General features: G+C 70.3%; 11 protein-coding genes. 3 read left to right on the top strand and 8 right to left on the bottom strand.

Annotation, left to right across the window (positions count from 1 at the left end; genetic code table 11):
* Window positions 1-234: 234 nt before the first annotated feature.
* The 8 genes from AC069H_RS04780 to AC069H_RS04745 all read right to left on the bottom strand — a co-directional run bounded on the left by AC069H_RS04780 (window position 235) and on the right by AC069H_RS04745 (window position 8,982).
* Window positions 235-459, bottom strand: a complete 225-nt coding sequence (locus AC069H_RS04780) for a hypothetical protein (RefSeq protein WP_478229500.1) — start codon at window positions 457-459, stop codon at window positions 235-237.
* A gap of 125 nt (window positions 460-584) precedes the next feature.
* Window positions 585-2,117 carry a bifunctional uroporphyrinogen-III C-methyltransferase/uroporphyrinogen-III synthase gene (locus AC069H_RS04775; RefSeq protein WP_034310603.1) on the bottom strand — a complete coding sequence of 511 codons (1,533 nt, stop codon included), beginning with the start codon at window positions 2,115-2,117 and terminating at the stop codon, window positions 585-587.
* A gap of 60 nt (window positions 2,118-2,177) precedes the next feature.
* Window positions 2,178-3,125 carry a hydroxymethylbilane synthase gene (hemC, locus tag AC069H_RS04770; RefSeq protein WP_478229499.1) on the bottom strand — a complete coding sequence of 316 codons (948 nt, stop codon included), beginning with the start codon at window positions 3,123-3,125 and terminating at the stop codon, window positions 2,178-2,180.
* Window positions 3,126-3,132: 7 nt separating this feature from the next.
* Complete coding sequence (locus AC069H_RS04765; RefSeq protein ID WP_478231359.1) at window positions 3,133-4,440, bottom strand: glutamyl-tRNA reductase; 1,308 nt, start codon at window positions 4,438-4,440, stop codon at window positions 3,133-3,135.
* Window position 4,441: 1 nt separating this feature from the next.
* Entirely contained in the window at window positions 4,442-5,269 is an 828-nt protein-coding gene (locus AC069H_RS04760) for a redox-sensing transcriptional repressor Rex (RefSeq protein ID WP_478229497.1), read from the bottom strand.
* Window positions 5,270-5,621: 352 nt separating this feature from the next.
* Window positions 5,622-7,154, bottom strand: coding sequence for a molybdopterin-dependent oxidoreductase (locus tag AC069H_RS04755; protein ID WP_478231358.1), 1,533 nt, complete (start codon window positions 7,152-7,154; stop codon window positions 5,622-5,624).
* Between the two features lie 57 nt (window positions 7,155-7,211).
* The gene (locus tag AC069H_RS04750) at window positions 7,212-7,448 is read right to left on the bottom strand and encodes a glutaredoxin family protein (RefSeq protein ID WP_007030874.1); all 237 of its coding nucleotides are present in this window, start codon (window positions 7,446-7,448) and stop codon (window positions 7,212-7,214) included.
* Window positions 7,449-7,497: 49 nt separating this feature from the next.
* Window positions 7,498-8,982, bottom strand: coding sequence for an AMP-binding protein (locus AC069H_RS04745; protein WP_478231357.1), 1,485 nt, complete (start codon window positions 8,980-8,982; stop codon window positions 7,498-7,500).
* A 292-nt stretch (window positions 8,983-9,274) separates the two neighbouring features.
* On the opposite strand from AC069H_RS04745, the gene AC069H_RS04740 reads away from it, so the two are divergent.
* The 3 genes from AC069H_RS04740 to AC069H_RS04730 all read left to right on the top strand — a co-directional run bounded on the left by AC069H_RS04740 (window position 9,275) and on the right by AC069H_RS04730 (window position 12,169).
* Window positions 9,275-9,973, top strand: coding sequence for a sigma-70 family RNA polymerase sigma factor (locus AC069H_RS04740; protein WP_478229494.1), 699 nt, complete (start codon window positions 9,275-9,277; stop codon window positions 9,971-9,973).
* A 109-nt stretch (window positions 9,974-10,082) separates the two neighbouring features.
* Window positions 10,083-11,171, top strand: a complete 1,089-nt coding sequence (locus tag AC069H_RS04735) for a DUF5667 domain-containing protein (protein WP_478231356.1) — start codon at window positions 10,083-10,085, stop codon at window positions 11,169-11,171.
* Between the two features lie 95 nt (window positions 11,172-11,266).
* A complete protein-coding gene (locus AC069H_RS04730; protein ID WP_192747707.1) occupies window positions 11,267-12,169 on the top strand; it encodes an HAD family hydrolase in 903 nt (300 codons plus the stop codon).
* The last annotated feature ends 382 nt before the right edge of the window (window positions 12,170-12,551 follow it).

Here is a 12,551-nt window from a genome sequence, read left to right as displayed (position 1 = left end):
AGACATGCCCCACCACGCCACCGCCACCCTTGCTCGCCCCTGCACCCGCCTGCATGTACTCGGGAAGGTGTGAAGGTCGAGTTTCCTCGGCTGAGCCGAGGAAGGGGGGCCTTCACGCGGCGCCGCTGTGACTGCTGAGGCTGCTGGTGTTGCTGGGGCTGCGGGTGGGCGATCGCGTAGTCCGTGAAGGCCTCCTTCCCTACCTTCAGGGTAGGGAAGGAGGCCTTCACGGACTCACGACCAATGCCGCCACACGAGGCCCGTATCCGCACGCCCGCCGGGGACACGCTGAACTCGGCGGGCGTGCGCCGAGACGGGAGAACGGTCGGTCACCGTGACCACTTGGACCGCGCACCCGGCCGGGGTGCAGACCTCGAAGGGCGTGGCGGCGGCCGCGGTGCCCGGGAAACCGAGGGCCAGCACACCCAGGGCGGCGACGGTGAAGGCCAGAGACTTCATGATCGCTCCCCCGTGCTTGTCGGAATCACCGAGGCTATGACCGGCCGCTACGCACACGGCGAAGTTTCACTGAGGAACGAAAAAGCCCCTCCTCACGCGAACGTGAGAAGGGGGCTTTTCGTGAATCAGGAGCGGCGGGCTCGCTTCGCCTTGCGAGGCGGCGGGAGCGCACCTTCGGCACGGAGCCGCGCGGCGTGCTCGGCGAGCGCGTCGACCAGGTGCGGGACGTCGGCCTTCTCGGGCTGGACGTCGACCCGCAGCCCGAACTCCACGGCGGTCTCCGCGGTCTTCGGGCCGATGCACGCGACCAGCGTGCGGGTGTGCGGCTTGCCGGCGATGCCGACGAGGTTCCGCACGGTCGAGGACGAGGTGAAGCAGACCGCGTCGAAACCGCCGGTCTTGATCATCTCGCGGGTCTCGGCGGGCGGCGGCGCGGCGCGCACCGTGCGGTACGCGGTCACGTCGTCGATCTCCCAGCCGCGTTCGCGCAGACCGGCCGAAAGGGTCTCGGTGGCGATGTCCGCCCGCGGCAGCAGCACGCGGTCGACCGGGTCGAGGACGTCGTCGTACGGCGGGAACTCGGCGAGGAGGCCCTCCGAGGACTGCTCGCCTTCCGGGATCAGCTCGGGGATGATGCCGAAGGAGCGGACCTTCGCGGCGGTCGATTCGCCGACACAGGCGATCTTCACACCCGAGAAGGCGCGGGCGTCGAGGCCGAACTCCTCGAACTTCTCCCACACCGCGCGGACGGCGTTGGTCGAGGTGAAGACGATCCACTGGTAGCGGCCGTCGACGAGCCCCTTGACCGAACGCTCCATCTGGGCGGGGCTGCGCGGCGGCTCGACCGAGATGGTCGGGACCTCGTGCGAGGTGGCGCCGTGGCCGCGAAGCCGCTCCGCCATCTCACCGGCCTGCTCCTTGGTGCGCGGCACCAGGACCTTCCAACCGTACAGCGCGCGCGACTCCCACCACGACAGCTTCGAGCGCTGGCCGACGGCCTGGCCGATGGTCACGATGAGCGGGCCGACGAGCTCGCCCGCCTCGTTCGCGACGGTGGCCAGCGTGGTGTCCAGGGTGCGCTGGGTGTTGATGGTGCCGTTGGACGTCACCGCGACCGGGGTGGTCGGCGCCAGCCCGTGCTCGGTCAGCGCGGACGCGGCCTCGGCCAGGTGCGCCGACGTCGCGTGCAGCACGATCGGGCCGGGGGTGGCGGCCAGCGCGGCCCATTCGACGTCGCCGCGGACGTCGACCTCGGTGTGCGTGCCACCGAGCGCGACACCGGCGTACGCCGGGACGGCCGCGCCGGGCGAGACGCCCGGGATGATGTCGAATACGGCGCTGGTCCGGGAAACGGCCTGCACCTCGGCGACGACGGCGGGCTGGGTCAGCGGGTCACCGGCGATCAGCCGGAGCACCAGCCGTCCGGCCTTGGCCTCGTTCACCAGGTCCTTGGCGACCTCGGTGGCCTCGCCGACGGCGGGGCGCACTTCGGCACCTTCGGCGGCGAAGGCCAGGACGCCTGCTGGGACGTCCGGGTCGGTCACCACGACCTCGGCCTTGGCGAGCAGCTCCTGAGCGCGGACGGTCAGCAGACCGGCGTCACCGGGGCCCGAGCCCACGAAGGCGACACGCCCGGTGGTCTTACGCGCGGGGGTCATCTGTGCGTTCTCCTCTTGAGCGGCCGCAGTCGAGCGCGGCCCTACCTTCAACGTTCTGACTCACTGGGCGGGGCCGGACAGCGCGCCGGCCCCCAGGTCGAGCAGCTCGGCGGCCAGTGTCCGGCCGAGCTGATCAGCATCGCGGAAGTCGGCGAGCGCGGAAGCGCGCACCATGTCGACCGCGTCCCCGTCCCCTTCGACGGCGGCGGTGCCCCGCAACGAGATCCGCTCGACGACCCGCCCTTCGGCGTCCAGGTCCTCGACGATCTCCGCCAGCGCTCCGACCGGTGCGCTGCACCCGGCTTCCAGCGCCGCGAGCAACGCCCGTTCGGCGGTCGCCACGGCGCGGGTGCCTTCATCGTCCACTGTGGACCCGAGCAGGTGCTCGATGTCCACGTCACCGGTCCGGCACTCCACCGCCAGCGCACCCTGTGCGGGCGCGGGCAGCATCTGGATCGGGTCGAGGGTCTCGGTGATCTCCTCCGCCCGGCCGATCCTGGCCAGTCCGGCACGCGCCAGGATGACGGCGTCCAGCTCTCCGTCGCTCACTTTGCGCATGCGGGTGTCGATATTGCCTCGGATCGGCACGATTTCCAAACCGAGACCGAGCGCGCGCAGCTGCGCGGTCCGCCGCGGCGAGCCGGTGCCGACGGTCGAGCCGGGCGGGAGCTCGCCCAGCGTCAGCCCGTCACGGGCGATCAGCGCGTCGCGCGGGTCCTCGCGGGGCGGCACGGCGGCGAGCGTGATGCCCGGCTCCGGCTTCGTCGGCAGGTCCTTGTACGAGTGCACGATGACGTCGACTTCCTCGCGCAGCAAGGCTTCGCGCAGCGCGGAAGTGAAGACGCCGACCCCGATCGTCGGGATCGGCGCGGACGACTTGTCGCCGGGCGTCGTCACGGTGACGAGCTCGACCTCTGCGCCGGTGGCGCGCAGGGCGTCGGCGATGGTGCCGGTCTGCGCGAGGGCGAGTTTGCTGCCGCGCGTCCCGATGCGGATGACTCTGCTCACTGGATGATCACTCGTCTTTCGGCGTCGCAGTAGGACTGGCCACCGCGGCGGGCGCCTGCGGGTCGAGGCAGAACAGCTCGCGCAGCGCGTTGGCGTAATCGGTGTCGGCCGTCTCGGCGGCCAGCTGCTTGACCCGCACCGTCGGCGCGTGGAGCAGCTTGTCGACCACGCGGCGGACCGTGCGGCCGACCTCCTCGCGAACCCCGGGTTCGAGGTCCGGCAGGCGGTTGTCCAGCCGCAGCAGTTCGGCGTCGACCACCTCGGCCGCCCGGCGCCGCAGCGCCGTCACCGTCGGGGTGACCTCGGCGCTGCGCTGGCCGGCGAGGTACTCGCGCACCTCGTCGAGCACGATTCCGGCGGCCTTCGCGGTCTGCCGTTCGGTGGTCGGGGTGCCCGCTTCCCGCATGCGGCGCTGGATGGTCTCGAGATCGACCACGGTGACCTCGGCCAGTTCGGCGACGTCGTGGTCGACGTCACGCGGGAGGCCGAGGTCGCAGACCACCAGCGGGCGTCCGGCGCGGGCCGGGACGTGCTCGGCGGTGAAGACGGCGGCCTGCGCGCCGGTGGAGCAGACGACGACGTCCGCCTCGGCGACCGCGTCCGCGATGCCGCTCATCTGGACGGCCTTGGCGGGCACGCCCTGCTCGACACTGGCGGCGGCGAGGCGGGCGGCCCTCGCCTCGGTGCGGTTGGCGATGGTGATCTCGCCGATCCCGGATTTGCGCAGGTGGGACGCGGTCAGCGCGCCCATCGAACCGGCGCCGACGATCAGCGCGTGCTTGCCCGCGATGTCGCCCGCGGCGGCCAGCGCCTCGGAGACCACCGAAGCGCCCAGCTGGTCGAGGCCGGTCTCGGTGTGGACGCGCTTGCCGACGCGCAGCGTGGTCTGGATCAGCTCGTGCAGCGTGCGGCCGACGGTGCCGGCCTCACGCGCGGTGGCGTACGAGGACCGGATCTGGCCGAGGATCTGCGTCTCGCCGACGACCATCGAGTCCAGCCCGGAGGTGACCGAGAACAGGTGCTCGATCGCGGCGCCCGCGTAGTGCACGTACAGCGAGTCGTACAGGTCCGCGGGCTGCATCCCGGCCTGGCGGGCGAGCACGTCGGAGACGTCGTTCAGACCGCCGTGGAAAGTCTCGACGACGGCGTAGACCTCGATGCGGTTGCAGGTCGAGACGAGGATCGCCTCGCTGACGTGCTCGGCCTGCTGCAGCTCGTTGAGCACCTTGGTCACGTCGGTCGCGGGGACCGCGACGCGTTCCAGGGTGCTCAGCTCGGCGCTGCGGTGTGAGAGCCCGACCGCCAACACGCTCATTTCAGCGCACCACCATTCCGTTGCCGTGGCCGTTCACGCTGCCATTCTCGGGGCTCCCGGGGCCACCGTCTCCTCCGCCGTTGCCGTTAGCGGCCAGATCGGCGCGACGAGCGACGTGGAACGACAGGATCTGCAGTTCGACCGCGAGATCGACCTTGCGCACCTCGATATGTGCCGGAACCTGCAGCACCACCGGGGCGAAATTCAGGATGCACTGCACGCCACCTGCGACAAGCCGGTCGCAGACCGACTGCGCGGCGGTGGGCGGAGTGGCGATGACGCCGATGGAGATCTGCCGTTCGGCGCAGACTTTGGGGATCTCGTCGAGATGCGAGACCGGGAGGCCGCCGACCGGGACGCCGACCAGATCCGGGTCGAGGTCGAACAGCGCCTCGACCGGGAACCCGCGGCCGGGGAACCCGCCGTAGTTGGCCAGCGCGTGCCCGAGGTTACCGATACCGACCACGGCGACCTTGTGCTTGCGGGTCAGGCCGAGGATCCGCTCGATCTGGCTGACCAGGACCTGGACGTCGTAGCCGACGCCGCGGGTGCCGTACGAGCCGAGGTAGGACAGGTCCTTGCGCAGTTTCGCGGAGTTGACGCCCGCGGCCTGCGAGAGTTCCTCGCTGGAGATCGTCGTCGCGCCCTGCTCGGCCAGCCCGGAGAGGACACGGAGATAGACGGCGAGGCGGGCGACAGCGGCCTCGGGGATCGACTTCGCGCGGACCGCTTCCGGTTCGGCGGTGGCCTCGACGGCGGGCATCTCCGCGGTGGGCGCGTTGTCGGCGTCCGGTGTCACCCGGGTGCGCCGGCCTCGTTGCGACACCACGCTTGTCCGCTCCTCTGGTCCTGCTGACGACATGATTCGCCCGAACCTGGAAATCGGCTCTTGACCCGCGGCGCTGAGTCCGGTTCGATGCCGGGCGCTTTCGGAGGCGACGTATCTACGGTAGCCACTTGTGAACGCAGGCACAAAGTCACAGGTGAGGGCTGTGTCCAATGTCGCGCGGGGGCTTCTACCGCTACCGGCGGACCGTCCGCTCGGTAGCGCGTCAGCGCGACGAGGGGACTTCACCGGCGCGCGCCTCTTTCGGGCCGAAGGCCCACGGAAACGTTTTGCAGGGCGCCCTTCGCACCTGGGTGACGCGTAGAACGGCCCCGCGCCCTGCGAAAGGTTTCCGTCAGCGCGCGTTAAAAGACACCGTGTGCCAGCCGGTTGCGCCGTCGGGCACGGTTCCGGCGCGCTCCGGCGTCTGCGTGTAGCCCGACTGGTCCGTCGCCCGGACGGCGATCTCGTGCTGACCAGGGCCGGCCTGGACCTCGGTCCACCACATCCGCCAGGTGTCCTTCGACGTCTCGGCCGACAGGACAGCCTCCTGCCACGGCCCTTGATCGACCCGGACCTCCACCTTCGCGACACCGGTGTGCTGCGCCCACGCGGTCCCGGACACCACGACCTTCCCCGCGTTCACCGCCGAGCCGGGCGCGTCGATCCGCGACTGCGTCTTCACCGGCGCCTCCCTGGCCCAACCGCGGCCGAGCCAGTACGCCTGGCGCTCCTCCCACGTGGTGATCTCCAGCTCGGTCACCCATTTCGTGGCGGACACGTAGCCGTACAGCCCGGGGATCACGATCCGCGCGGGGAAGCCGTGTTCGATCGGAAGCGGTTCGCCGTCCATGCCGAGGGCGAGCATCGCGCCGCGCCGCGGGTCCAGGGCGGCTTCGACCGGGGTGCCGCAGGTCCAGCCGTCGACACTGGTCGCGAACATCTGCTCGGCGCCCGGTTTCACGCCCGCTTCGTTCAGCAGGTCGCGCAGGTCGATGCCGATCCAGCGGGCGTTGGAGATGTACGGGCCGCCGACCTCGTTGGAGACGCAGCACAGGGTTACGTCGCGTTCGATCAGCGGCCGCGAGCGCAGATCTTCATACCTATAGGTGACCTCCCGCTCGACCATGCCGCGGATCTGCAGGCTCCAGTCCTCGGTGCGGACCTGCGGGACCACCAGCGCCGTGTCGATCCGATAGAAATCCTTCGAAGGAGTGATGTACGGCGGGGTGCCGAGCTTCGCGAAGTCCGCGTCGGGCGGGATCGGCGGCGCGGTCCTCGCCGCGACGAGCCTGCCGACGGCGGCACGCGACTCCTCGGCGTTCTTCCTGGTCCCGACGATCTGACCGGTCAGCGCGGCGACACCGGCCCCCGCCGCCACGGAGGCCCCGGTGATCAGCACCTTCCGCCGGTCCGGGCCCTCGCCTTCACGGTCGTCGAAGAACACCTTCGGGCGGAAGAACGAGTGCAGCCGGGTGAACACGACGAGCGCGACGACGGTGGCGATCACCGGCGCCAGCAGCGCGATCTGCCCCAGGTCGGTGCGCACGAAGACGGCGGCGACACCCGCCGCGCCGAGAACGCCGACGATCACCTGGCCCGGCAGCGGAGTGCGGCGCGAGAGCCGCCCGGCGAGCAGCGCGAACAGCACCAGCACCACGGCGAGACCGATCTTGAGGACGAACTTGTCCCAGGTCTCCAGGGTCTGCTCGGCCCAGGCGACCACCGCGTGCGGGCTGTGGTCGATGACGAAGTTCGCGACGGCGACGAACGGCGAAGCCGTGTACCCGACGAAGCCCGCGACGAGATGCCCCACGCCGAGGGCGGCGGCCAGTGACAGGAGCCCGGTCAGCGCGGCTTGGGAAGCGGTGAGCCTGCGTTCGTCCACGACTCCATCTTCGCCACGGATACGCCCGGAAGTCGGCCGATCGCCCTTACGAGACTGTTACGCCAGCGCCTTCCGGAGCCTGTCCTCTTCGACGCGCCAGTAGCCGTGCTCGGCGTCGTCGATCAGGATCACCGGCACGCGGTCGCCGTATTCGGCGCGCCATTCTGGGTCGCTGTCGACGTCCCGCGCCGACCAGGCGACGCCCAGTTCGCCGCAGATCCGCTCGATGTCCTGTTCCGCGACCTCGCACAGGTGGCAACCCGTGCGGGTCATGACGGTCACGTGGTGGGCCATGCGTCCAATCCTTACCCGGTCCGAGGCACTCTTTCCCGCCGAGGGCCCATCAGCGCAGTCGCATACGGCGCAATTTTCCAGTGGCGGAATGCGGCAGCGACTCCGCGAACTCGACCGTGTGCGGCACCTTGTACCCGGCCAGGTGCTCCGCGCAGTGCTCGACGACCTGCTGTTCCGAGAGCGAAGCGCCGGGCGCGGGGACGACGACGGCCTTCACCGCTTCGCCGGTCCGCTCGTCGACGACGCCGACGACGCCCGCCTCGACGACCTCGTCCAGCATCGAGATCACGTTCTCGACCTCGTGCGGGAAGACGTTGAAGCCGTTGACGATGATCAGGTCGTTGGCCCGGTCCACCAGGTGCAGGTCGCCGTCGGTGTCCAGGTAGCCGACGTCGCCGGTGCGGAACCAGCCGTCCTCACCGGGGCCGTGCGAGCCGTCGGGCCAGTAACCGGAGAACAGGTTCGCACCGCGGATCGACACCAGACCGGTGCCGCCGTCCTCGTCGAAGGCGTCGCCGAGGTCGTCCGGGTCCAGCGGGACGGGCTCCGCGTCGCCGTCGCTGTCGACCAGCCGGAGCTCGACGCCGGGCAGCGGCCGCCCGACCGAACCCGGCTTCGGGTAGCCGGTGACCAGCGTCGTGGTGACCACCGGCGCGCATTCGGTGAGGCCGTAGCCCTCGTAGACGTCGAGGCCGGTGGCGCCGCGGAGCGCGGTGAGGACCTTCGGGTGCAGCGGCGCCGCGCCCGACGTCATCCGCCGGACGGTGGACAGGCCACGGCCGAGTTCCTCGGGGTCCATCGCGGCGAACTCGGCGTACATCGCGGGCACGCCGGCGATCGACGTCACCCGGAATTCGGCGCAGTCGGCCAGCGTGCGCTCGGCGAGGAAGCGTTCGGACAGGATCGCCGTCGCGCCGACCGCCGTGGTCTGCAACAGACCGGGACCGAGGCCGTAGACGTGGAACAACGGGATGGTGATGAGCACGCGGTCGCCGTGCACGAGCGGCGCCGGGACGATGCGGCTCAGCTGGCCGAGGTTCGCCAGCAGCGCCCGGTGCGACAGCATCACGCCGCGCGGCGGGCCGGTCGTGCCGGAGGTGTACGAGATGACCGCTATGTCCTCACCGGCGCCGGACTCGTCGACCGGTTCGGCTGCTCCATCCGAGGTAACAGGCGGTGAGAGGCTTGTCACTCCCTCGGGGAGCTCCTCGGAGACCTCGCGTTCGAGCACGAGCCGTGCGCCGCTGTGCTCCAGCAACCCGTTCAGCTCCGCCGCCGGCCCCTGCGGCGAGATCGGGACGACCACCGCGCCCGCCCGGAGCGCCCCGAACAGCGAGACGGCGAACGCGGCCGAAGTCGGCAGCCGCAACGCCACCCGGTCGCCGCGCTCGATTCCCGCGTCGAGCAGGGCGCGGGCCAACGCGTGGGCGGCGTTGTCAAGCTCCGACCAGGTCAGTGCGACCCCGCCGCCGGTCTCCTGGACGGCCGCTTTGCCTGGCCACTGACGGGCGGCCTCGGCGAGCAAAGTGGGCACGCTTCCTTCGGCAACCTGCTCCGCGCTCAACTGCGAACCTCTTCCCTCGGTGAACGGCGTTGTCAGTTTGTCATCTCGGCCACCGTCATGGGGGTCACTCGCTTTCGTCGCAGTTCCGTAACCCCGGCACCGCTACCTACTTCGCGGTAACTACACGTATGCTGCTGGGCGTCGTCGAGTGGTGTTGATCACTCGATGGTGAGAAAGGGAGTCCGGACGTGCAGATCTTGCAGGCCCACGCGGCGGTGGGACATGCGGGCCGGTGCTCCCTGTCCGGAACGGGAGGTGCGCCATGACTCTTCCCGCACCGAATCCCGTCTCAATGGTGGCGGGCCACATCCTCCGCCGGAGTGGTTTCCCCGCGGCGCCGTCGCCCCGGGCGAAGGTCGACGAGGGCGACGCCGCGGCCGAAGCCGCGAAGGCCGAAGCGTGGGATCTGGTCAGCGCCGCGCAAGGCGGTGACACCTCCGCATTCGGGCGGCTCTACGACCGCTACGTCGACGTCGTCTACCGCTACGTCCTGTTCCGCCTCGGCGACCGGGACCTCGCCGAGGACGTCACCAGCGAGACGTTCCTCCGCGCGCTGCGCCGCATCACGTCGGTGAGCTACCAGGGGCGTGACGTCGGCGCCTGGTTCGTCACCATCGCGCGCAACATCATCCTCGACCACGTGAAGTCGAGCCGGTTCCGCCTCGAGGTGGTCACCGACGAGGTGGCCGAGCCCAACGGGGCGCCGATCGGGAACGTGGGCGTGCAGGCGGTCGCGGGACCCGAACAGCAGGCCATCAGCCGCGCCACTCGAGCCGAACTGCTGCGCTGCGTCGCCGAACTCGGCGAGGATCAGCGCGAGTGCATCGTGCTGCGGTTCATGCAGGGGCTTTCGGTCGCCGAGACCGCGGCGATCATGAAGCGCAACGAGGGCGCCATCAAGGCCCTTCAGCACCGCGCGGTACGCCGTTTGGCACAACTTCTGCCCACCGGATTGCGTTAAAGTCCCATATTTGTCCCTCGCCGGGCCTTGCCGTAACCCTTGGGCGTCCCCGCTCGTTTTCACTGCCAGACCGGTGTCAGGACCGGGCTGAGCAGATGGAGACTTCGCCGTGGGCGTGCCGGGATGGTTCGCGCGGGAGCGGGCGGACGGTGACCGCTTCGCCGACCTTGTCGACGGCACCGAATCCCCGGACGACGACGAGTTCGCGCACGAACTCGCGCTCGTCGGCGGCTTGCGCGAACTCGGCGCCGGCGGCGCCCCCGACGCGGAGACCCGGCAACGGATCCGTGACGAGATCGCCGGACGACTCGCCGAGGCCGAGGCCGCGCCCAAGCGTCGCGGTCACACCGTCGCCAACCTCGCCGCGGCCGCCGTCGCGCTCGTGCTGGCCCTGGGCGGCATCACCCTGCTGCTATCCAAGGACGCGTTGCCGGGCGATCCGCTGTACGGCATCAAACGAGCGGGTGAATCGGCCGCGCTCGGGCTCACCTTCGACGAGCAGGACAAGGCGAAGAAGCATCTGGAGTTCGCCGCGAACCGCGTCGGCGAGCTCGACGAACTGACGCGGCAGGGCGCGCCCACCGACGCCTACTTCACCGGCCTCACCGATTTCGAGACGGATCTGCGAGCCGGTGTCTCCCGGCTGACCGCGTTCGTCACCGATCAGGGTGGCCAGACCCGGCTCGCCGAACTCCGCACCTGGGCGCGGCAGCAGTCCGACCGGCTCGGTCTCCAGGTCGACCAAGCCCCCGCCGAGGCGCGCGACAAGTTCGCCGCGGCCCGTGTCCTGCTCGACAAGGTCCAGGAGCGGACGACGGATCTCGGCTCGCGCCTGGTCTGCTACACGATCACCACGGGCTCTTCCGACGAACTCGGCGCGGTCCCGGCCGTCGGTGACTGCGTCCGCGACCCCGATTCCCCCCACGCGGTCCTGCCGCCGGTGACGTCTCCCCCGCCGTCGTCGGCACCGACCGGGTCACCGGCGCCGACCTCGGTGCCGCCGTCGTCGTCCGCCGTGGACACCGCGGCCCCGACCGGGCCGATCGCACCGCCGACCGGAGGCACACCGCCACCCGTGGTCCCCGTCCCCGGACCCACGAACCTGCCGCCACTGCCGACGACCACCACCACGCCGAAGCCGCCGCTGGTTTCGATTCCGCCGCTCATTCCGGGATTACCGCCGATAACCATCGGCTGACTCACCGTCGATGAGGGAGGCACCACACCCGGGGCAGCGTGGTCGGCCGCTCGCTACGCTGTGCACAGGCACCTGGGATTCCGGAGGCGGTGTGCGTGTCAGTTTGGCGGGGCAAGGATAAGAGTCAAGAGCTCGAACGACTGGCCGAGCTGGCGGGCGAGGCGTCGGCCGAGGCCGCCATGGCGACCGCGTCCGCCGAAGCACTCGAACCGCCCGCGCCGCCCGCTCCGCCGGACCTGACGGCGGCCGCGTTCTTCGACGTCGACAACACCATGATGATGGGCGCGTCGATCTTCTACTTCGCCCGCGGCCTGGCCGCGCGCAAGTTCTTCACCTCCGCCGATCTGGCCGGATTCGTCTGGCAGCAGGTGAAATTCCGGCTCGGCGGCCGGGAGAACAAAGAGGACATCAAGACCCACCGCGAGCGCGCACTGTCCTTTGTGGCCGGCCGCACCGTGCAGGAACTGACCGACATCAGCGAAGAGATCTACGACGAGCTGATGGCGGACAAGATCTGGTCCGGCACCCGGGCGCTCGCGCAGATGCATCTCGACGCCGGACAGCGCGTCTGGCTCGTCACCGCGACCCCGATCGAGCTCGCGGCCATCATCTCCCGGCGCCTCGGCCTCACCGGCGCGCTGGGCACCGTCGCGGAGACCAAGGACGGCGTCTACACCGGCCGTCTCGTCGGCGACCTGCTGCACGGCCGGGCGAAAGCCCACGCCGTCCGGGCGCTGGCGTCACGCGAAGGGCTGAATCTCAAGCGCTGCACCGCGTATTCGGACTCGCAGAACGACGTCCCGATGCTGTCGGTAGTCGGGACCGCGGTCGCGGTGAACCCGGACGGCGGTCTTCGCGACGTCGCGCGGGCGCGCGGCTGGGAGATCCGCGACTTCCGGACCGGACGCAAGGCCGCGAAGATCGGCGTGCCTTCGGTGCTCGGCGTCGGTGCCGTGGCCGGTGCCGTCGCGGCGGGCATGGCCTATCGGAAGCGCTGACCTTCCACGCAATCAGTCACCTACTTGCGGCGATCGCGGCCGTGAGCAGGTGAGTCGGCGGCCGGAGCGGGCCCGCCACGAAGGCCTGGCGCTCCCCAGACCGTCCATAAGGGACGCTAATCCTGATCAGGATGCCCGATTCGGGGATTTTGCGCAGATTCACGAGGGGTCGCGAGTAGTAAAGAGGGTTGGAACCCAATGCCACGTAGCTTAAGTTGATCTTGGATGGGGCCTGGATCGTAAGCGGTGAGGGCTGCCGCAGGTCACGCGCTCGGTTGCCCTGGCCGACAAATCCCACCAAAGGACCATCATCACTGTCGTGAGTGGCGTTTCGGGTTAGAACCCGAAACGCCACTCACGACCAACCCGACCCACGAACCGT

This window comes from Amycolatopsis sp. NPDC043887 (assembly GCF_056435665.1).
Note: the sequence above shows the minus strand (reverse complement) of the source record. Positions and strands in the feature narration are given on the sequence as shown.